The organism is Microlunatus capsulatus (genome assembly GCF_017876495.1).
GTDB classification, from domain to species: Bacteria; Actinomycetota; Actinomycetes; order Propionibacteriales; family Propionibacteriaceae; genus Microlunatus; species Microlunatus capsulatus.
In genome coordinates, this window is record NZ_JAGIOB010000001.1 from 547,084 (window position 1) to 568,352 (window position 21,269).

Annotated in this window: 13 protein-coding genes and 1 pseudogene; 5 read left to right on the top strand and 9 right to left on the bottom strand. The window is 75.1% G+C overall.

All coding sequences use genetic code 11. The annotated features are described in order from the left end of the window. Positions 1–235: 235 nt before the first annotated feature. The 8 genes and pseudogenes from ligA to JOF54_RS02550 form a co-directional block, all read right to left on the bottom strand. Positions 236–2,296: pseudogene (gene ligA, locus JOF54_RS02515) on the bottom strand (NAD-dependent DNA ligase LigA); the annotation flags it as partial. 102 nt (positions 2,297–2,398) lie between these two features. Further along, the gene (locus tag JOF54_RS02520) at positions 2,399–2,788 is read right to left on the bottom strand and encodes a hypothetical protein (protein WP_210052703.1); all 390 of its coding nucleotides are present in this window, start codon (positions 2,786–2,788) and stop codon (positions 2,399–2,401) included. A 50-nt stretch (positions 2,789–2,838) separates the two neighbouring features. Then, entirely contained in the window at positions 2,839–3,837 is a 999-nt protein-coding gene (locus JOF54_RS21710) for a uroporphyrinogen decarboxylase/cobalamine-independent methonine synthase family protein (protein WP_307803753.1), read from the bottom strand. After that, a complete protein-coding gene (gene mnmA / locus JOF54_RS02530) occupies positions 3,834–4,907 on the bottom strand; it encodes a tRNA 2-thiouridine(34) synthase MnmA (protein WP_210052704.1) in 1,074 nt (357 codons plus the stop codon). Before mnmA ends, JOF54_RS21710 begins: the two co-directional genes overlap by 4 nt. Positions 4,908–4,980: 73 nt before the next feature. After that, a complete protein-coding gene (locus tag JOF54_RS02535) occupies positions 4,981–6,144 on the bottom strand; it encodes a cysteine desulfurase family protein (protein ID WP_210052706.1) in 1,164 nt (387 codons plus the stop codon). A gap of 9 nt (positions 6,145–6,153) precedes the next feature. After that, on the bottom strand, positions 6,154–7,101 hold the full coding sequence (locus tag JOF54_RS02540; protein WP_210052708.1) for an electron transfer flavoprotein subunit alpha/FixB family protein: 948 nt from the start codon (positions 7,099–7,101) through the stop codon (positions 6,154–6,156). Positions 7,102–7,161: 60 nt separating this feature from the next. After that, a complete protein-coding gene (locus JOF54_RS02545) occupies positions 7,162–7,944 on the bottom strand; it encodes an electron transfer flavoprotein subunit beta/FixA family protein (protein ID WP_210052710.1) in 783 nt (260 codons plus the stop codon). 182 nt (positions 7,945–8,126) lie between these two features. Further along, positions 8,127–8,924 carry an enoyl-CoA hydratase/isomerase family protein gene (locus JOF54_RS02550; RefSeq protein ID WP_210052711.1) on the bottom strand — a complete coding sequence of 266 codons (798 nt, stop codon included), beginning with the start codon at positions 8,922–8,924 and terminating at the stop codon, positions 8,127–8,129. A 207-nt stretch (positions 8,925–9,131) separates the two neighbouring features. On the opposite strand from JOF54_RS02550, the gene glgX reads away from it, so the two are divergent. From glgX to JOF54_RS02565, 3 genes are all read left to right on the top strand, one after another. Further along, positions 9,132–11,234 (top strand): glycogen debranching protein GlgX, encoded by a 2,103-nt coding sequence (glgX, locus tag JOF54_RS02555; protein WP_210052713.1) that lies wholly within the window; start codon positions 9,132–9,134, stop codon positions 11,232–11,234. A 12-nt stretch (positions 11,235–11,246) separates the two neighbouring features. Next, positions 11,247–12,200 carry an alpha/beta hydrolase gene (locus JOF54_RS02560; RefSeq protein ID WP_210052715.1) on the top strand — a complete coding sequence of 318 codons (954 nt, stop codon included), beginning with the start codon at positions 11,247–11,249 and terminating at the stop codon, positions 12,198–12,200. A 275-nt stretch (positions 12,201–12,475) separates the two neighbouring features. Next, positions 12,476–14,728: a glycoside hydrolase family 43 protein gene (locus JOF54_RS02565; RefSeq protein WP_307803754.1), complete on the top strand. Its 2,253-nt coding sequence runs from the start codon at positions 12,476–12,478 to the stop codon at positions 14,726–14,728. A gap of 107 nt (positions 14,729–14,835) precedes the next feature. On the opposite strand, the gene glgP is transcribed toward JOF54_RS02565, so the two are convergent. Continuing rightward, positions 14,836–17,421, bottom strand: a complete 2,586-nt coding sequence (glgP, locus tag JOF54_RS02570; protein ID WP_210052719.1) for an alpha-glucan family phosphorylase — start codon at positions 17,419–17,421, stop codon at positions 14,836–14,838. A gap of 217 nt (positions 17,422–17,638) precedes the next feature. On the opposite strand from glgP, the gene JOF54_RS02575 reads away from it, so the two are divergent. Beyond that, positions 17,639–19,735 (top strand): alpha-1,4-glucan--maltose-1-phosphate maltosyltransferase, encoded by a 2,097-nt coding sequence (locus JOF54_RS02575; protein WP_307804451.1) that lies wholly within the window; start codon positions 17,639–17,641, stop codon positions 19,733–19,735. Next, positions 19,732–21,264, top strand: a complete 1,533-nt coding sequence (locus JOF54_RS02580; RefSeq protein ID WP_210052723.1) for a maltokinase N-terminal cap-like domain-containing protein — start codon at positions 19,732–19,734, stop codon at positions 21,262–21,264. The genes JOF54_RS02575 and JOF54_RS02580 overlap by 4 nt, the downstream gene beginning before the upstream one ends. Positions 21,265–21,269: the final 5 nt, after the last annotated feature.

Consider the following 21,269-nt stretch of genomic DNA (forward strand, 5'->3'; position numbering starts at 1 on the left):
GCTAGTCGAGGGTGGTGTCGTCCTGGGCCGTCGCCGTCGTCGGCTCGGCCGTCGCCCCGGCTCCACCGGTCGCCGCCTCGGTCTCGGCCGCCGCCTCGGCCTTCGCCGCCGCCTTGGCGGCCCGGGTGGCCTTGGCCTTCGCGGCCCGCGCCGCCTTGGCCTCCGCCGCGGCGGCCTCCACGACCGCGGGATCCTCCTCGGTGCCGTCCCCGCGGGTGGCGACGGCCGCGGCCGCCTCGGGCCCCTGCTCGAGCAGCACCCGGAAGCCCTCGGCGCCGGCCAGCACGGGCACCTTGAGCTCGACGGCCTTGTCGGCCTTGGAGCCGGGTGACTCCCCGACGACGACGAACGACGTCTTCTTCGACACCGAGCTGGCCACCTTGCCCCCGCGCGAGGTGACGGCCTCGGCCGCGCTGTCGCGGGTGAAGCCCTCCAGCGAGCCGGTCACGACGACGGAGATCCCGGCGAGGGTCTGCTCGCGCTGCTCCTGCGGCTCCTCGCGCAGCACGCAGCCCGACCGCTGCCACTTGGCGACGATCTCGCGGTGCCAGTCGACGGCGAACCACTCGGCGATGGTCGCCGCCATGGTCGGCCCGACCCCGTCGACGGCGGCCAGCTCCTCGGCGCTGGCCGCGGCGATGGCGTCGACGTCGCCGAACGCCCGGGCGAGGTCGGGCGCGGTCGAGGGCCCGACGTGGCGGATGCTCAGGGCGACGAGGAACTTGGCCAGCGGACGGGTCTTGGCGGCCTCGAGGTTGGTGAGCAGCTTGGCCCCGTTGGCCGTCAGCCGGCCCGCGGTGGTGGTGAAGAACGGGACGCCGGTGAGCCGGGCCTCGTCGAGGTCGAAGAGGTCGCCCTCGTCGGCCAGCAGGCCGCTCTCCAGCAGGGCGGTGGCCGACTGGTAGCCGAGGTTCTCGATGTCGAGCGCGCCGCGGCTGGCCACGTGGAAGAGCCGCTCGCGCAGCTGCGCCGGGCAGGAGCGGTGGTTGGGGCAGCGCAGGTCGGCGTCGCCCTCCTTCTCGTGCCGCAGCTCGGTCCCGCAGGCCGGGCAGTGGGTCGGCATGACGAAGGCGTGCTCGTCGCCGGTGCGCAGCTCCACCACCGGGCCGACGATCTCGGGGATGACGTCACCGGCCTTGCGGAGCACCACGGTGTCCCCCACCAGCACGCCCTTGCGGTCCAGCTCGGACGCGTTGTGCAGCGTGGCCATCCCGACCGTCGACCCCGACACCAGCACGGGCTCCATCACCCCGAACGGCGTCACCCGCCCGGTGCGGCCCACGTTGACGTCGATGGAGAGCAGCTTGGTGGTCACCTCCTCGGGCGGGAACTTGAAGGCGATCGCCCAGCGCGGGGACTTCGCGGTCGAGCCCAGCTGGTCCTGCACGGTCCGCTCGTCCAGCTTGACGACGACGCCGTCGATCTCGTGCTCGACGGAGTGCCGGTGCTCCCCGAAGTGCTCGATGTAGGCCCAGACGTCGTCGAGGGTCGGGGTGAGCCGGCGGTGCGGGCTGACGGGCAGACCCCAGTCCGCGAGCGTCTCGTAGGCCTCGGAGAGCCGGCTGCGCTCGTGGCCCTCCCAGGCGCCGATGCCGTGGCTGACGAAGCCCAGCCGCCGGCTGGCGGTGACCCGGGGGTCCTTCTGCCGCAGCGAGCCGGCGGCGGCGTTGCGCGGGTTGGCGAACGGCGCCTTGCCGTCGGCGACGAGGGCCTCGTTGAGCGCCCGGAACTCCTCCACGGCGAAGTAGACCTCGCCGCGGACCTCCAGCAGCGCCGGCGGCTCGTCGGTGCGCAGCTCGTCGGGGATGCTGACGATGGTGCGGACGTTCGCCGTCACGTCCTCCCCCACCCGGCCGTCGCCGCGGGTCGCCGCGCGGACCAGCCGGCCCTGCTCGTAGACCAGGTCGAGGGCCAGCCCGTCGACCTTCAGCTCGCACAGGTAGCCCGACTGCGCCACCCGCTGCTCCCCCAGCTCGCGGACCGGCCGGGCGGCCCAGCGCTCCAGCTCCTCGCGGTCGAACACGTTGTCGAGGCTGAGCAGCCGCTGCACGTGCTCGACGGGCGCGAACGTGGCCGCCGGCGGACCGCCGACCTGCTGGGTGGGCGAGTCCGGGGTGCGCAGCGCCGGGAACCGGTCCTCGAGGGCGCTGAGCTCGCGCATCAGCGCGTCGAACGCGCCGTCGGACATCGTGGGGGCGTCGAGCACGTGGTAGCGCCACCGGGCCTCGTCGAGGAGGCCGCTCAGCTCGCGGTGCCGGTGGCGCGCGGCGTCGTCGGGCGCGTCCTGGGCGGGCACCGCCGGGGCGTCGTCGGGGCTGGGGAGGTCGGTCGGGTCGGCCACGTCAGCACCCTAACGTCCGGCTCCGACAGTTCCCGGGCCCTCGGACGGCAGCCGGTCTCAGGCGGCCGAGGAGCCCCGCGCAGGCCCGGGGACCGGCAGCAGCCGCCAGGTGTAGGAGCAGTAGGTGGTGACCCCGCAGAGGAAGAGCACGCCGAGGAAGACGTGCCCGCCGCGGACGCCGGCGAAGCCGAGGCTCAGCTGGACCAGCGAGACCACGGCCAGCGCCGCCGGCAGCAGGAAGACCCAGCCCGGGCCGCCCGCGCGCCGCGCCGACAGCCCGAACACCGCCGCCAGCACCGACAGCACGACGACGGCGAAGGCGTTGGTCAGGTGGGCGATGAGCAGCCCCCGCGCGCTCGCGTCGAGGTAGCCCGAGCCCAGGCCGGCCTGGCCCACGGCGAAGGAGAGCAGGACGGTGGAGAGGATGCGGAGCTGCTTGGTCTGCACGGCCACATCATGCCGCAGCCCCGCCGGCGGCCCGGGCGGGCGCGCGCGGCCTAGTCGGCGAGCTGGTCGGTGACGATCCCCGCGGCCGTCCGGACGGTGCGCAGCGCCTGCACCGCGCCGCGCACGGTGGCCCCGGCCAGCCCGCAGGCGGGCGTCAGCACGAGGTGCTCGCTCAGCGGCCCGGGCTCCAGGCCCAGGGCGCGGAGCGGGGCCAGGGTCCGGCGGGCCACCTCGTCGGCGCCCGCCGCGCGGTCGGTGGGCAGCGCGCCGAGCCAGAGGTCCAGGCCCTGCTCGACGCCGGTGCCGAGGGCGTCCCAGTCGGCGGGCACGAGCTGGTCGAGGTCGAGGGAGACCGCGGCCACGCCGGCCCGCCGCAGCAGGTCCACCGGGGCACCGGCGGCGCAGCAGTGCACGACGACGGGGGTCCCCGCCAGCCGCTCGACGACGTGCTCGACGGCGCCGCTCAGCGCGGGCAGGTCGACGACGCGGTGCCGGGAGAAGCCGCTGGCCGTGGGCACCTCGCCGCGCATCACCGCGGGCAGCAGCGGCTCGTCCAGCTGCACCCGGAGGTCGAGGCCGGGCAGCCGCCGGGCGAGCTCGGTGACCAGGTCGGACAGCCCCTCGGCGAGGGACTGCACCACCTCGCGGCGGGCGCCGGAGTCGGCCAGCACGCGGTCGCCGCGCGGGCGCTCCAGCGTCGCGGCCAGCGTCCAGGGGCCGGCGACGGAGATCTTGTAGGGGCCCGCGTAGTCCTGGGCCTGCTCCTCCAGCACGTCGAGATCGCTGCGCAGGGTGGACCGGGCGGCGCGGTGGTCGCGGCTGGAGGCGTCGGTGAGCCGCCAGCCGGCGGGCTGCAGGTCGAAGGCGAGCCCCGCCAGCAGCGCCGTGCTGCGGCCGACGAGACCGGCGTGCGGACCGCGGGCCGGGAGCTCGGGCAGGTAGGGCAGGTCGGGGGCCTCGGCGAAGGCGATCTTCACCGCGTCCTCGACGTCGGCGCCCGGCCAGGAGCCGATGCCGGTGCTGAGGACCGGCACGACCTCGGCGCTCACGCGCTGGTCCCCTCGATGGTGGCGCCGCCGACGACCCGGGTGCCCTCGTAGAGCACGACGGCCTGGCCGGGGGGGACCCCGGTCGCGGGCTCGTCCAGGGTGACCTCGACCCGGTCGGCCTGCAGCAGCGCCGACGCCGGCAGCGCCGCCCCGTGGGCGCGGACCTGGACGTGCCCGCGCCAGGGCCCCAGCCGGACCGGCCCCGCCCAGCTGGGTCGCCGGGCGTCGATCCCGCGGACGGCGAGCGCCTCCTGCGGGCCGACGGTGACGGTGCCCGTGACCGGGGAGATGTCGAGGACGTAGCGCGGCTTGCCGTCCGCGGCGGGCACGCCGAGCCGCAGCCCGCGGCGCTGGCCGATGGTGAAGTGGTGGGTGCCCTCGTGCTCGCCGACCGTCGTGCCGGTCTCGTCGACGACGGAGCCGGCCCGGCGGCCCAGCCGCGCGTCGAGGAACCCGGCGGTGTCGCCGTCGGGGATGAAGCAGATGTCGTGGCTGTCCGGCTTGGCGGCCACGGAGAGCCCGCGCCGCTCGGCCTCGCGGCGGACCTCCGGCTTGGGGGTGCCGCCGAGCGGGAACAGCGACCGGGCGACCTGGTCGGCGCGCAGCACGCCGAGCACGTAGGACTGGTCCTTGCCGTCGTCGACGGCGCGGTGCAGCTCGACCCCGTCGGGACCGTCGACCAGCCGGGCGTAGTGGCCGGTGCAGACGGCGTCGAAGCCGAGGGCGACCCCGCGGTCGAGGACGGCCTCGAACTTGATCTTCTCGTTGCAGCGCAGGCACGGGTTGGGCGTCCGGCCGGCCGCGTACTCGGCGACGAAGTCGTCGACGACGTCGGCGGCGAAGCGGTCGGAGAGGTCCCAGACGTAGAACGGGATGCCCAGCCGGTCGGCGGCGCGGCGGGCGTCGTGGGCGTCCTCGCGGGAGCAGCAGCCGCGGGCGCCGGAGCGGAACGACTGCGGGTTCTTCGACAGCGCCAGGTGCACCCCGGTCACGTCGTGGCCGGCGTCGACGGCGCGCGCGGCGGCCACGGCGGAGTCGACCCCGCCGGACATCGCGGCCAGCACCCTCATCACGTCCCCTCCCCCGCCCGGCACGGACCGGGCGGCGTCCAGTCTGTCAGGTCGCGCGGGAGGACCCGGACGCTCAGCCGACGGCGGTCGCGGCCCGGGCCCGGGCGACTGCGTCCGGCAGCACGGCCAGCAGCGCGGCCACGTCGGCCCCGGTGCTGCCCCGGCCGAGGGAGAAGCGGACCGAGGACCGGGCGTCGTCGTCGGCCAGGCCCATGGCGGTGAGCACGTGGCTGGGCCGCGGCACCCCGGCCGAGCAGGCCGAGCCGGCCGAGCAGTCGAGGCCGGCGGCGTCGAGGACCATCAGCACCGCGTCGGCGGCGCAGCCGGGGAAGCCGAGGTTGGTCACCCCGGGCAGCGAGCGCTCGGGGTCGAGGGTGCCGCGCAGCACGGCTCCCGGCACGGCGGCCAGCGCGCCGGCGACCAGCTCGGCCCGGAGCGCCCGCAGCCGGACCTCCTCGGCCTCGAGGTCGCGCACCGCCACCTCGACGGCCGCGGCGAAGCCGGCCACGGCGGCGACGTCGAAGGTGCCGGAGCGGATCTCGCGCTCCTGGCCGCCGCCGTGCTGGACGGCGGCCAGCGCGGTCTCGCGGCGGGCCAGCAGGGCGCCGACGCCGACCGGGCCGCCGAGCTTGTGGGCGGTGAAGGTCAGCAGGTCCAGACCGCTGGCGGCGAAGTCGACGGGCACGTGGCCGACGGCCTGGACGGCGTCGCTGTGCGACACCGCGCCCACCTCGGCGGCCCGCCGGGCGACCGCCGCCAGCGGCTGGCGGGTGCCGACCTCGTTGTTCGCGGCCATCACCGAGACGACGGCGGTCCGCTCGTCGACGGCCGCGTCCACCGCGGCCTCGGGCACCCGGCCGGTGCCGTCGACCGGCAGCAGCACGGTCGTGGCGCCCTCGGCGGCGCCCAGCCAGGCGGCGGAGTCCAGGACGGCGTGGTGCTCCACCGCCGACGTCACCACCCGGTCGCGGCGGCGGTCCCGGCGGGCGAACCAGGCGCCCTTGACGGCGAGGTTGTCGCTCTCGGTGCCGCCGGAGGTGAGCACGACCTCGGCCGGGTCGGCGCCCACCCGGGCGGCGATCAGCTCCCGGGCGTCCTCGAGCACCCGGCGGGCGGCCCGGCCCGAGCCGTGCGCGGCCGAGGGGTTCCCGACGCGGGTCAGCTCCGCCGTCATCGCGGCGACGGCCTCGGGCACCATCGGCGTGGTGGCCGCGTGGTCGAGGTAGGTCCGGCTCACCGCACGTCCTCAGCCCTGGCGGGCCGCCACCTGGGCGGCGACGGCGGGCAGCACCTGGTGCAGGTCGCCGACCACGCCGAGGTCGGCCAGGGCGAAGATCGGCGCCTCGGCGTCCTTGTTCACCGCGACGACGGCCTTGGAGGTCTGCATGCCGGCCCGGTGCTGGATGGCCCCGGAGATGCCGGCGGCGACGTAGAGCTGCGGCGAGACGGTCTTGCCGGTCTGGCCCACCTGGTAGGCGTGCGGGTACCAGCCCGAGTCGACCGCGGCCCGGGAGGCACCGACGGCCCCGCCGAGGCTGTCGGCGAGCTGCTCGACCGGCCCGAAGTCGCCGCCGGTGCCGCGACCGCCCGAGACGACGACGGCGGCCTCGGTGAGGCCCGGTCGGCCGCTGGCGGCGCGCGGCTCGACGGCGACGATCCGGGCGCCGCGGGCGGAGTCGGAGATGGTGACGTCGACCGGCTCGACGGCCGGGGTGGCCGGGGCGGGCTCCGGGGTGACGGCGTTGGGCTTGACGGTGATCACGGGCACGCCGTGGGTGACCGCGGCGTGCACGCTGTAGGCGCCGGCGAAGACGGCCTGGGTGGTCGAGCCGTCGGCGGCGACGTCGACGGCGTCGGTGATCAGCCCGGAGCCGAGCTTGACGGCCAGCCGGGCGGCGACCTCCTTGCCCTGGGCGCCGGTGCCCAGCAGCACGGCCGCGGGCTGCTCGGCGGCCACGAGCTGGGCCAGCGCCTCGGCCTGCGGGGCCACCAGGAACTCCGCCAGCGCCGGGTCGGTGACCGACAGCACGCGGGTGGCGCCGTACTCGCCCAGCCGGGCGGCGGCGTCCTCGGCGCCCGGGCCCAGCACGACGGCGACCGGGTCGCCGATCCGGCGGGCCAGGGTCAGCAGCTCGAGCGTGGGCTTGGCGACGGCGCCGTCGGTGACGTCGGCGACGACCAGGACCTGGGGCATCGGGGTTCCTCTCGGGTGCGCGGGCGGTGCGCGGTCAGCAGGGCGGGGGCGGCAGGGCGGTCAGACGTACCGGCCGGCGACGAGGAACTCCACCAGCGCACCGGCGCCGGCGCCGTCCTCGTCGGGCACGACCCGGCCCGCCTGCCGGGGCGGTCGCGGGGTGGCCTCGAGGACCGTCGTCCAGGCGGCGGCCAGGCCCACCTGCGCGGGGTCGACGCCGAGGTCGGCCAGCGACCAGGTCTCGACCGGCTTCTTCTTGGCGGCCAGGATGCCCTTCATCGAGGGGTAGCGGGCCTCGCCGGACTGGTCGGTGACGCTGACCACGGCGGGCAGGTCGGCCTCGACGGTCAGGCTGGCGGTGTCGTCGTCGCGGCGGATCCGCACCGTGGAGCCGGTCAGCTCCAGGGTGGCGCCGAAGGTGGCGGCCGGCCAGCCCAGCCGCTCGGCGACCATGGCCGGCACGACGCCGCCGCTGCCGTCGGTGGAGGCCATCCCGCAGAGCACGAGGTCGGGGGCGGCCTTGGTGACGGCCGCGGCCAGGACGGTGCTCGTGCCCAGGTAGTCGGCGCCGTGCACGGCGTCGTCGCTGACGTGGATGCCGGCCGACGCGCCCATCTGCAGCGCGCGCTTGAGGGCCGCCGCCGCGTCGTCGGGGCCCAGCGTCAGGGCGACCACCTCGACGTCGTCGCGCTCGTCGGCGATCCGCAGGGCCTGCTCGAGGGCGTACTCGTCCAGCTCGGAGAGCAGGCCGTCGCCGGCCTCGCGGTCCACGGTGCCGTCCGCGGCGAAGGTGCGCTCACCGGTCGCGTCGGGCACGTGCTTGACCAGGACGAGGATCTTCATCTGCTGCTCCGCTCAGGACGGGCGCAGGCACCTGCGCCGGGTCGGACGCCCTCACATTACCCGCGGGTAACCCGGGAACGGCTCCTCCGGAAGGCTCCCACAGGCCGGCACCGGCGGGCGCGACCCGGTCCCGGCACCCGTCGCGCGCCGCGGCCCGCGGGTTGTCGGCGGTGCAGGCGTCCTCAGCGGCCGGCGAAGCGGGCCTGGCCCGGCCCCTGCTCGACGAAGGACCGCATCCCGGTGGCCCGGTCCTCGGTGGCGAACAGGGCGGCGAACTGGGCGCGCTCGATCTCCAGGCCGGTGTCGAGGTCGACCTCGACACCGCGGTCGACGCACTCCTTGGCCGCCCGCAGCGCCAGGGCCGGCCCGCCGACGAACTGCCGCGCCCAGGCCAGCGCCGTCGGGAGGACGTCGGCCGCGGGGACGACCCGGTCCACCAGGCCCAGGGCGAGCGCCTCCGCGGCCCCGACGAAGCGGCCGGTCAGCACGATCTCCTTGGCCCGGCTGGGTCCGACGAGCCGGGCGAGCCGCTGGGTGCCGCCGGCTCCCGGGATGACGCCCAGCTTGATCTCGGGCTGGCCGAAGGTGGCGTCGTCGGCCGCGATCCGGACGTCGGCGCACAGGGCCAGCTCGCAGCCGCCGCCGAGGGCGTAGCCGTTGACGGCGGCGACCACCGGCTTGGGGATCCGGGCGACGGCGGTGAAGGCCGCCTGCAGGACGCCGGAGTGGGCGACCATGTCGGCGTGGCTCAGCGCCTGCATCTCCTTGATGTCGGCGCCGGCGGCGAAGACCCGCTCGCCCCCGGTGAGGACCACCGCGGCGACGTCGTCCCGGGTCCCGCACTCCAGCGCCAGCGCGCCGATCCGGCGCTGCATGGCGGCGTCCAGCGCGTTGAGCTTCGGCCGGTCCAGCCGCAGGACGGCCACCCCGTCCTCGACCTCGAGCCGGACGTGCTCTGCCCCGGGTGCGACCTCGCTCATCTCGCGACCCTAACCCCGCCGCCGCCGGGCTCGACCGCCGCGCCCGGCCGGGTCTTGTCGGCCGATCTGCAGACCAGACCCCGGCCCGGGGTATCTAATAGGTCCGGATTTAGGTCGCCCGCTACTCTTCTCTCGCGCCGACAACGGTGTCAGAACGGGCGACCACCGCTGCACCCGCTCCATCGCCGTCCGAGCCGAAGGCCCGTCATGACCACCTCCACCGCGCTGCCCGTCCCGGCGGACACGTCCCTGCTCGGCGCCCACGTGCGCGACGGCGGGACCACCTTCGGCCTCTGGGCCCCGCGGGCGACCCGCGTCGAGCTGGCCCTGGTCGACGAGGACCGCCGGCAGACCAACGTCGACCTCGCGCTGGGCGCGGACGGCGTCTGGAGCGCGCACGTGCCCGGGATCGGCGCCGAGCAGCGCTACGGCTACCGGGTGCACGGGCCGTGGGACCCCGCCTCGGGCGCCCGGTTCAACCCCGCCAAGCTGCTGCTGGACCCCTACGCCCGCGCCGTGACCGGCGGCGTCGACTACTCCGGCCCGATCCTGGACCACCTCCCCGACGCCAACTTCGTCCCCGACGCCACGGACTCCTTCGCCTCGGTGCCGCTCTCGGTCGTGGTGGCCGACTCGCCGCCCCCGACGCCGATCGCCGAGCCCGTGCCGCTGGAGCGCTCGGTCATCTACGAGCTGCACGTCAAGGGCTTCACCCGGCTGCACCCGGCCGTCCCCGAGCACCTGCGCGGCAGCTACGCCGGGCTGGCCTACCCGGCCGTCGTGCAGCACCTCGCCGACCTCGGCGTCACCGCCGTCGAGCTGCTGCCGGTGCACCAGTTCGTCTCCGAGCCGTTCCTCATCAGCCGCGGGCTCTCCAACTACTGGGGCTACAACACCCTCGGCTACTTCGCCCCGCACTCCGCCTTCGGCTCCGTGGGCACGCTGGGCCAGCAGGTCCGCGAGTTCAAGGAGATGGTCTCGGCCCTGCACGAGGCGGGCATCGAGGTCATCCTCGACGTCGTCTACAACCACACCGGCGAGGGCGGCCACGAGGGCCCGACGCTGGCCTTCCGCGGCCTGGACCACCTCGGCTACTACCGGCTGACCGACGACCAGCGCGACGACTACGACGTCACCGGCTGCGGCAACTCCGTCGACACCTCCGAGCCGGGCGTGCTGCGGCTGGTGCTGGACTCGCTGCGCTACTGGGTGACCGAGATGGGCGTCGACGGCTTCCGCTTCGACCTCGTCACCACCTTGCTGCGCGACGAGCAGCACCACGTCGACCAGGAGCACCCCTTCAAGGTGGCCTTGCGCGAGGACCCGGTGCTCAGCCGGGTGAAGCTCATCGCCGAGCCCTGGGACATGGGGCCCTACGGCTACCAGGTCGGCGCGTTCGGCGAGGGCTGGAGCGAGTGGAACGACCGGTTCCGCAACTACGTGCGCGACTTCTGGCGCGGGGCGACCCACGGCGTCGCCGAGCTGGCCCAGCGCCTCGTCGGGTCCCCCGACATCTTCGCCGAGCGGGCGCCCGAGGCGAGCGTCAACTTCGTCACCGCGCACGACGGCTTCACCCTGCGCGACCTCGTCACCTACGACGTCAAGCACAACGGCGCCAACGGCGAGTCCAACCGCGACGGCACCGACGACAACCGCTCGTGGAACTGCGGCGTGGAGGGCGAGACCGAGGACGGGCACGTCGTCACGCTGCGGCACCGGCAGGCCCAGAACCTCATGGCCACGCTGCTGCTGTCCAACGGCGTCCCGATGATCACCGCGGGCGACGAGCTGGGCCGGACCCAGCAGGGCAACAACAACGCCTACTGCCAGGACTCCCCCATCTCGTGGCTGCACTGGGACACCGCCCAGCAGTGGGGCGACCTCACCGACCTCACCCGCCGGCTGCTGCAGCTGCGGGCCGAGCACCCCGTCTTCCGTCGCACCGCCTACCGGCACGGCGAGCCGCTGCTGGACCCGACCGGCCGCTCGACCGGGCGCAAGAACCTCGCCTGGTTCGGCGGCGCCCCGCACGAGATGACCGCCGACGACTGGCACGACGGCAGCCGGCGGACGCTCGGCATCTACCTCGCCGAGGACGCCCCGGACCGCGAGCAGGACGCCGCCTTCCTCATCTGGCTGCACGCCGGCGCTGAGGCGACGCGGGTGGCGCTGCCCGACGGCCCCTGGGCCCACACCTACACCGTCGTCGCCAGCTCGGCGCAGGAGCACGAGCTGCCAGGCGACAAGCTGGCCGCCGGCTCGACGCTGGAGCTGCCCGGCCGCTGCGTGGTCGTCCTCCAGGTCGACTGAGGCGCGGCCGCGGTGAACCTGCGCACCCGGGTGCTGGTCGGCGCGCTGCGCCGGCTGCCCAAGCCCGACCCGCCCACCGCGGCCTACCTGGCCGGCGTCCGGCGGGAGCTGCCCCGCCCGCTGGCCCGTGCCGTCCTGGGTCCGGTGGGCCGCGACGTCGTCCTGGACGACCTGTCCGTGCCGGTCCCCGGCGCCCGGCTCCGCGTGCGCCTCTACCGGCGCCACGGCGTCGGGGGTCCGACGCCGCTGGTGGTGAACTTCCACGGTGGCGGCTTCGTCTACGGCAACCTCACCGCCGCCGACTGGCTCTGCGGGAACCTGGCCGCCCGGCTGCCGGTCACCGTCGCGTCCGTGGACTACCGGCTGGCCCCGGAGCACCCCGCGCCCGGGCCCTTCACCGACTGCTGGCAGGCGACCCGCTGGCTGGTGGGGCACGCGGACCGGCTGGGCTGCGACCCGGAGCAGGTGTCGGTGATGGGCGAGAGCGCCGGCGGCAACCTGGCCGCGCTGGTGGCCCTGGCCGCGCGCGACGCGCACCGCGAGGACCCCGCGTGGCCGGCCCTGGTGCACCAGCTGCTGCTGTACCCGATCACCGACCTGACGCTGGCCTCGCCCTCGATCGACGAGCTGCCCGACGCGCCGATGCTGCAGCGCCGCTCGCTCGACTGGTTCGGCGCCCGCTACGTCCCCCAGGGCCGTCCGGACAGCCTCGACCCGGCCGACCCGTGGGTCAGCCCGCTGCACGCGCCTTACAAGTCCGACCTGCCCCCCACCCTGCTGGTGGCCGCCGGCCAGGACCCGCTGCGCGACGACGCGCTGCGCTACGCCGACGCCCTGGAGGCCGACGGCGTCGCCGTCCGCCGGGTGCTCTACCCCGACGCGATCCACGGCTTCGCCTCGATCCCGCTCTTCGAGCCCGCAGCCCGGGCCGCGCTCGGCGAGGTCGTCGACGCCCTGGCGGGCTGAGCGGGCGGCGCCGGCCCGACCCCGCGGCCGGCTGTCGGAGCCACCCGCTACGGTGAGCCGCGCTGCACCCCGGACGAGGTCGTCCCGGCCCTGACCGGGTCCGCCGCCCTCGTGGGGGCGCCGGCGCACCGCCCCGCCCAGCACCACCGCCCAGCACCGACGAAGGAGTCGAGATGGCCGTTCAGGACCCCCAGGTCCGATCCCGTCCAGGCGCGCGAGGCGCGTCCCGATCGCCACGGCGCCGGGTCCGCGGAGCGGCCCTGCTGGTCGCCGCGGTGACGGGTCTCGGCCTGGTCGGCGCCCCGGTCGCGGCCACCGCCGCCCCCGCGCGGGCCACCTACGAGAACCCGGTGAGCGCGTCCTTCGCCGACACCTTCGCCGACCCGTCGATCATCGAGGCCAAGGACGGCTGGTGGTACGCGTACTCGACGGCCGACCCGCTGCGCGCCGGTGACGAGCCGGGCGTCATGCACATCGCCCGCACCCGGGACTTCGTCAGCTGGCAGTACCAGGGCACCGTCTTCGACGAGACCAACCGGCCCACCTGGGCGACGCCGACGTCCGGGCTCTGGGCCCCCGACGTCCGCTACGTCGACGGCCGGTACGTCCTCTACTACACCGTCACCGACACCACGCTCGACCCGGGCGACGCCGACTCGGCGATCGGCGTGGCGACCTCCCCGTCGCCGACCGGTCCCTGGACGCCGTCGGACGCCCCGGTGGTCGCGCCGCGGACCCGGCCGGGCACCGACCCCGCGGCCCGGGACTTCCTCTGGACCTTCGACCCCAGCGGCTTCACCGACGTCGACGGCCAGCGCTACCTGTACTTCGGCAGCTACAACGGCGGCGTCTGGGCCACCCGGGTGAGCGAGGACGGCCTGACGGCCACCGGCGAGCCGACGCTGGTCGCGATCGACAACAAGTTCGAGGGCAGCTACGTGGTGCGCCACGACGGCTGGTACTACCTGATGGCCTCCTCGGCGAACTGCTGCGCGGGGCCGACCACCGGCTACTCGGTCTTCACCGGTCGCTCACGCTCGCCGATGGGACCCTTCGTGGACGAGGACGGCATCAGCCTGACCGCGTCCCGGGCCGGCGGCACCATCCTCGTCACGCAGAACGGCAACCGCTGGATCGGCGCGGGGCACCACGCCCTCGCCACCGACCACGCGGGCCGCGACTTCCTCGTCTACCACGCCCTGGACCGGGACGACGCGTGGCTGGAGGAGCCCTTCGGCATCACGAAGCGGCCGATGCTGCTCGACCGGGTCGACTGGGTGGACGGCTGGCCGCGGACCCGCGCGGGCGCCGGCCCCAGCGACACCCCGCAGCCCGCACCGGTCACCGGCAGCGACCTGGGCCTGACGCCGTCGGACCCGGCGGCGCGCGGCTTCCGCGGTCTGCGACCGGGTCCGCGGGACATCCAATCCGGCGCCGCCGGACGCGTCCGGGGCACCGCCCGCACCACGCAGGACGTCACCGGCTCCTCGGTCCGGCTCCGGCTCGACGTGCGCGGTGACCGACCGCTGGAGGTCCGGCTCGGCCGCGGCCAGGACCAGGTGCGGGTCCGCGTCGACGAGCGCGCCGCCCGGCTGACCGTCCGCTCCGGCTCGGGGCGCTCGACGCTCACCCGGACGGACGACCTGGGGCTGCGCGGTGACGGGTGGCGCACCCTGGTCGTCGAGGTCGACCGCGGCGGGGTGCTCGCCCAGCTCAGCGAGGACGACCTGGGCGACCCGTTCGCCGAGGTCCGGCTCACCGACCGCGACCTGCGGCTGCGCAGCGCCCCGTTGCGGCTGCGCAGCACGCGGGCCGTCGTCGACAACGTCTCCGTGCGCCGGCTCGCCGTGGAGGCCGACCGGCTGGTCCCGGTCCCGCAGCGCGGCGCGCTGATCCGGGCGGAGGACTTCAGCGGGCCGCTGGCCGATGACGACTGGACCTGGGTCCGGCGCGACGCGGACGCGACCGTCGCGTCCGGGCAGCTGCGCTGGCCGCTCCAGGCCGCCGACCTCACCGGCGAGAGCAACAACGCCGGGGTGCTGCTCAGCGACCGGACGCCGGAGGGCACCTGGATCGCCGAGACCAAGCTCGACCTCGACCTGGGTGAGGAGACGGTCCGCAACTTCCAGCAGGCGGGGCTCGTCGCCTACCGGGGCGACGACGACTTCGCCCGGCTGTCCTCGGTCGCCATCTGGAACACCCGGCAGACCGAGTTCGGCCGTGAGCTCGTGGCCACCTCCGACGGCCGGACCAGCTACGGCGGCGCCATCGTCGGGACGCCCGACGCGGAGATGTGGCTGCGGCTCGCCCACACCACCGACGCCGCCGGCGAGCACCTCTACCGGGCGGCGACCAGCCGCGACGGCAAGGCCTGGACCTGGGGCGCGGTCTGGGCCTTCGCTCCGGGCACCAGCCCCAGGATCGGCCTGGTCGCGCACGGCGGGGACACCCCGGCGCTCACCGCGGGCTTCGACTACCTGCGCTTCTACCGCACCACCTGGCCGGCGGTCGACGGCCCGCGCAGCTGACGGTTGTGAGGACTTCGACCGGGTGTTCCCGGTCGAAGTCCTCACAACCCGTTCGCAGCGGAGGTGGGCCTCGACCCACGCTCCCTGAGCTTGTCGAAGGGCCGGCGTCAGACGGGCTCGGCCGAAGGCGGGGTGGGCAGGTCGGCGGGCAGGGTGGCCAGGCCCATCTCGGCCTGGTTGGCCAGCTGCGGGTGGTGCGGCACGACGCGGACGGTGTAGCCGATCGCGCCGGAGCGCTTCGCCTCCACCCAGCCCTCGTAGCGGCGCAGGCCGTCCCCGACGTCGGTGCCGGTCGGGAACGGGTTGACCCGCGGGTCGCGGAGCTGGTCGTCGGAGTCGAGCCGTCCGGTGACCAGCTGCACCTCGATGTCGTTCGGCGTCAGCTCGCCGAGCCGGACCAGGGCGCTGACATGCAGCTTCGCGCCCACCTCGAGCTGGTCGCCGTCGAGGCTCTCGACGTGGTCGACCTTGACGCCCTCCCACGCCTCGCGGACCCGGCGCTTCCACAGCGCCAGGCCCTCGGCGCCGCCGTCGGCCGACTCCACCGCGTGCGTCGACGCGGCCGCGGGGCCGTACAGCTGGGTGACGTAGTCGCGCACCATCCGCGAGGCCAGCACCTTGGGGCCGAGGCCGGCGACGGTCTCGCGGATCATCTGCACCCAGCGCTCCGGGATGCCGTCGCCGTCGACGTCGTAGAACCGCGGGACGATCTCGTTCTCGATGATGTCGTAGAGGGCGCGGGCCTCGAGGTCGTCGCGCTGGTCGGGGTCGTCGATCCCCTCGGCCGAGGGGATCTCCCAGCCGAAGGCCGGGTCGTACCACTCGTCCCACCAGCCGTCCCGGATGGAGAGGTTGGCGGCACCGTTCAGCGCGGCCTTCATGCCGGAGGTGCCGCAGGCCTCGTAGGGCCGCAGCGGGTTGTTCATCCAGACGTCGCAGCCCGGGTAGAGCGGCTTGGCCATCGAGATGTCGTAGTCGGGCAGGAAGACGATCCGGTGCCGGACGTCCGCCGCGTCGGCGAACTGCACCATCTGCTGGATCAGCGCCTTGCCGCCCTCGTCGGCCGGGTGCGACTTGCCCGCGATGACGATCTGGATCGGCCGCTCGGGATCGGTCAGCAGGGCCTTGAGCCGCTCCGGGTCGCGGAGCATGAGGGTGAGCCGCTTGTAGGAGGGCACCCGGCGGGCGAAGCCGAAGGTGACGACGTCGGGGTCGAGCACCTCGTCCACCCACTCGGCGCCGAGGCCCCGGCCCAGGCTGCTCTCGGTGAGCCGGGTGCGCGTCATGGCCACGAGCTCGTCGCGCATGGTGCGCTTGAGGTCCCAGATGGTCTTGCTGGGGACCGTGGCCAGGCCGTTCCAGTCGTAGCCGTCGACGACGCTGGCGGCCTTGCTGCCCGACGGCGCCTCCAGCAGCTCCAGCAGGCGGGGGTGCACCCAGGTGTAGTGGTGGACGCCGTTGGTGATGGAGCCGATCGGCACCTCGGTGGTGTCGAAGGCGTCCCACAGACCCTGGAACATGCCGCGGGACACCTCCCCGTGCAGCAGCGAGACGCCGTTGGCGCGCTGGCCGAGGCGGAAGCCCATCACCGCCATGTTGAACATGTGCGGGTCGCCGCCCTCGTAGTCCTCGCCGCCGAGCGCGAGCACCCGGTCCAGCGGGACCGGGTCGAAGCTCGCGAACTGGTCGACGACCAGGGCGTGCGGGAAGCGGTCGATGCCGGCCGGGACCGGGGTGTGGGTGGTGAAGACGGTGCCCGCCCGGCAGCGCTCGAGGGCGGTGTCGAAGTCGAGCCCGTCGTTCATGTACTCGCGGATCCGCTCCACGCCCAGGAAGCCGGCGTGGCCCTCGTTGGTGTGGAAGACCTCGGGCGCGGGGGCCCCGGTCACCCGGCAGTAGGCCCGGATGGCCCGGACGCCGCCGATGCCCAGCAGCACCTCCTGGGCCAGCCGGTGGTCGGTGCCGCCGCCGTAGAGCCGGTCGGTCGTCTCCCGCTCGGGCCCGGCGTTGGCCTCGACGTCGGAGTCCAGCAGCAGCAGCGGCACCCGCCCCACCTGGGCCAGCCAGACCTGGGCGTGCAGCGTGCGGCCGCCCAGCGGGACCTCGATCCGGACCGGGCCGTCGGCGTCCTGCAGCAGGGTCAGCGGCAGCGCGTTGGGGTCCAGCAGCGGGTAGCGCTCCTGCTGCCAGCCGGCCGCGTTCAGCGACTGCCGGAAGTAGCCCTGCCGGTACAGCAGGCCGACGCCGATGATCGGCACGCCGAGGTCGGAAGCCGTCTTGAGGTGGTCCCCGGCGAGGATCCCGAGGCCGCCGGAGTACTGCGGCAGCACCTCGGTGATCCCGAACTCCGGGGAGAAGTAGCCGATGCCCTGCGGGGCGGTCGGGTTCTCGGCCGCCCAGGACTGGTACCAGAGGTCGCCGCTGAGGTAGTCGGCCAGGTCGGCCTGGACGCCGCGCAGGTTCTTGAGGAACTTCTTGTCCCCCGACAGCGTCTGCAGCCGCTCGGCGGGCACGTCGGCCAGCAGCCGGATCGGGTCGCCGCCGGTGGAGGCCCACAGCTCGGGGTCCACGGAGCGGAAGAGGTCCTCGGTGTCCGCGTGCCAGGACCAGCGCAGGTTGCGCGCCAGGTCGCCGAGGGGCTTCAGCACCTCGGGCAGCACGGGACGGACGGTGAATCGACGGATGGCGCGCACGGAGGCACCCTAGCGGCGCCGACCCCCGCGTGGGGACGCCGCGACCCGGCTGTCCACGGGGCGTCGCGCACCGGCTCGAGCGCCTCCCGCCCGGGGCCGCCACGGCCCCCGCACCTCGGGGAGCGGGCCGGAGCAGTACCGATAGGTTGGCCCCGTGACCACCGCCAGCACTGGAACCAGCGTCCCGTCCGACGACCGCCAGCCGCCCGCCGTCGTCATCACCCCGCCCGAGCGCGGCACGGCCTTCGGCCGCATCCCGGTGACCAAGGTGTCCCCCGTCATCGAGGGCGGCGCCTACCCGGCCAAGGCCAGCGTCGGGGAGGCGTTCGCCGTCCGCGCCACCGTCTTCCGCGAGGGCCACGACGCCGTCGGCGCCTCGGTCGTCCTCACCGACCCGACCGGTCGGGAGCGCGTCGAGCGCATGCACCCGAGCACGCCGGCCGGCTTCGACTGGTGGGCCGCCGAGGTCGTCCTGGAGACCGAGGGCGCGTGGACCTTCCGCGTCGAGGGCTGGGACGACCCGTGGGAGACCTGGGTGCACAACGCCGAGATCAAGATCCCGGCCGGCATCGACGTCGCCCTGGTCTGCACCGAGGGCAAGGCCCTCTTCGCCGGTGCGGCCGCCCGCGCCGAGGCAGCCGGCGACACCGCCGTCGCCACCCTGCTCCGCGAGGCCGGCACCGCCCTGGACTCCGAGCAGCAGGTGGAGGACCGGCTCGAGGACGTGCTCGGCGACGACGTCCGCGAGGCGATGGCCGTGCACGGCCCCCGCGAGCTGGTCTCCCCCAGCCCCGACTTCCCGGTGTTCGTCGACCGGCGGGAGGCGCTCTACGCCTCCTGGTACGAGTTCTTCCCCCGCTCGCAGGGGGCGCACTTCGACCCGGACACGCAGCGGTGGGTCTCCGGCACCTTCGACTCCTCCCACGAGCGGCTGGAGGCGGCCGCGGCGATGGGCTTCGACGTCGTCTACCTGCCGCCCATCCACCCGATCGGCACCGCCTTCCGCAAGGGCCCGAACAACACGCTGACCCCCGGGCCGGCCGACCCGGGCTCACCCTGGGCCATCGGGAACGTCGAGGGCGGCCACGACGCCATCCACCCCGACCTCGGGGACTTCGACTCCTTCGACCGGTTCGTCGCCAAGGCGAAGTCGCTGGGGCTCGAGATCGCCATGGACTTCGCCCTCCAGGCCTCGCCCGACCACCCCTGGGTGAAGGACCACCCGGAGTGGTTCTCCCAGCGCGCCGACGGGTCCATCGCCTACGCCGAGAACCCGCCGAAGAAGTACCAGGACATCTACCCGATCAACTTCGACCGGGACCGCGACGGCATCTACGCCGAGAGCCTGCGCATCCTCCAGCTCTGGATGAGCCACGGCGTCCGCATCTTCCGGGTCGACAACCCGCACACCAAGCCCGTCGACTTCTGGGCCTGGATCACCGCGGAGGTGCGCCGGACCGACCCCGACGTGCTCTTCCTGGCCGAGGCCTTCACCAAGCCGGCGATGATGCACGCGCTCGGCAAGGCCGGCTTCCACCAGGGCTACACCTACTTCACCTGGCGCAACGAGAAGTGGGAGCTCGAGGAGTACCTCACCGAGCTGACGACGGAGTCCGACGCCTTCTTCCGGCCCAACTTCTTCGTCAACACCCCCGACATCCTCCCGACGTTCCTGCAGTGGGGCGGCAAGACCGCGTTCACCATCCGCGCCGTCCTCGCCGCCACCCTCGCGCCCACCTGGGGCGTCTACTCCGGCTTCGAGCTGTTCGAGAACGCCGTGCTGGCCCCGGGGCGCGAGGAGTACCTGGACTCGGAGAAGTTCCAGTACCGCCCGCGCGACTGGGAGGCGGCCGAGGCGAGCGGGGAGAACCTCAACCTGCTGCTGGGCACCCTGAACGCGATCCGCCGCGAGCACCCCGCGCTGCAGCAGCTGCGCAACCTGCACTTCCACCACGCGCCGCACGACAGCGTCATCGTCTACTCCAAGCGGACCGGCGACGACGTCGTGCTCACCGTGGTGAACCTCGACCCGCTGGCCACGGTCGAGTCGGAGATCTACCTCGACATGGAGGCGCTGGGCCTCGGCGCGTCCGACGTCTTCCTCGTCCACGAGGAGCTCACCGGGCAGACCTGGCGCTGGGGCCAGCGCGCCTTCGTCCGGCTGACCGTCGACGACCCGGCGCACGTGCTGAGCATCGTCCGCCCCGGGCCTCGCCAGCTGGGCAACCCGGTGACCGGCGCCGCCGAGGTGGGCCCGGACCCCGAGCCGACCGCCGACGGCCCGGCCCCCGCCGCGACCACGACCGGCCGGTGAGCGCCGCCCTCAGCCCCGACGTCGCCGAGCAGCTGCTCCGGCACGTCAGCGGGGCCCGCTGGTTCGGCGGCAAGGGCCGCCGGGCCGCCGTCGTCGGGGTGACGCCGCTGCCCTGGCTCACCGACCCGGCCGCCTACCTCGACGCCGCCGGCCCCGCCGTCCGGCTCGAGGTCGTCGAGGTGGCCTACCTCGACGCCCCCGTCGACGACGGCACGGGGCCCGACCCGGCGCCCGCCGACGACGGCGCCCCGGAGGTCACCACCCCCGACGGTCCGCTGGACGGCGCCCCGCGCGACCTCTACCAGCTGGCCGTGGCCTACCGGCCCGCCCCGCACGCCGAGCTGCAGGGCGCCGAGATCGGCCGCTGGACCGACGCCGACCTCGGCCCCGTCGTCGCCTACGACGCCACCCAGGACCCCGCGGCGGCCTCGGTGCTGCTGCGCGCCCTGCTCGACGAGCGCCGGGTGGGCGCCGACGACGCCGAGGTGCGCTTCCACCTCAGCGCGGCCGAGGGCCTCACCGCCGAGCTGGAGCCGTCGGTCTTCCGGGGCCAGCAGAGCAACACCTCGGTGATGTTCGGCGAGGTCGCGATGCTCAAGCTCTTCCGCCGCCTGGAGCTGGGTCGCAACCTCGACATCGAGGTGCACGACGCCCTCTCCCGGACCGGGACGAGCGACGTCGCCCGGCTGTTCGGCTGGGCGGAGGCGACCTGGTCGACGACCGACGCCAGCGGAGCCCCGGCGACGCTGACCGCCGACCTGGCCATGGTGGTCGAGAAGCTGGCGCAGGCCACCGACGGCTGGGACCTGGCGCTGCACGCCCTGCAGGCGGGGGCCGACTTCACCGCCGAGGCCCGCGCCCTGGGCCGGGCGCTGGCCGAGACCCACGCCGCGCTCCGCGCGGCCTTCCCGACCGACCGGCGCCCCGGCGACGGGGTGGCGGCGGTGATGGCCGACCGGCTGGCCGCCGCCCGCGCCGTCGCGCCCGCGCTCGAGGACCACCGGACCGGCCTGGAGGCCGTCTTCGGCGCGCTGGCCGGGCACGACCTCGACGTGCAGCGGGTGCACGGCGACTTCCACCTGGGCCAGACGCTGCACACCCCCGACGGCTGGAAGATCATCGACTTCGAGGGCGAGCCGGCGAAGACGATGGCCGAGCGGGTGGCACCCGACAGCGTCTGGCGCGACATCGCCGGCATGCTGCGCTCGTTCGGCTACGCCGAGGCGAGCGTGCCCGGACCGGGCAGCGCGGCCTGGGCCTCAGCCTGCCGCGACGCCTTCCTCGACGGCTACGCGGGCGGTCCCCTCGACCCGGCCGACGCCGGCACGCTGCGCGCCTACGAGGCGGACAAGGCCGTCTACGAGGTGGTCTACGAGGTCCGCAACCGCCCCGAGTGGGTGCAGATCCCGCTCGGCGCCCTGGCCGCCCTGACCGGCGCCACCCCCCACGACCCCACCAGCACGGACGCGGCGACCTCGGCCGCCGACCCGGACCAGGGCGCGCGGCGCCCGGTCGACACGAAGGAGTAGGACCT

Excerpts from the sequence above, each read along its gene's own strand:
- JOF54_RS02550 (WP_210052711.1), bottom strand. The coding sequence starts at position 8,924 with ATGAGCGAGGTCGCACCCGGGGCAGAGCACGTCCGGCTCGAGGTCGAG.
- JOF54_RS02540 (WP_210052708.1), bottom strand. The coding sequence starts at position 7,101 with ATGCCCCAGGTCCTGGTCGTCGCCGACGTCACCGACGGCGCCGTCGCC.
- glgX (WP_210052713.1), top strand. The coding sequence starts at position 9,132 with ATGACCACCTCCACCGCGCTGCCCGTCCCGGCGGACACGTCCCTGCTC.
- mnmA (WP_210052704.1), bottom strand. The coding sequence starts at position 4,907 with ATGAGGGTGCTGGCCGCGATGTCCGGCGGGGTCGACTCCGCCGTGGCC.
- JOF54_RS02545 (WP_210052710.1), bottom strand. The coding sequence starts at position 7,944 with ATGAAGATCCTCGTCCTGGTCAAGCACGTGCCCGACGCGACCGGTGAG.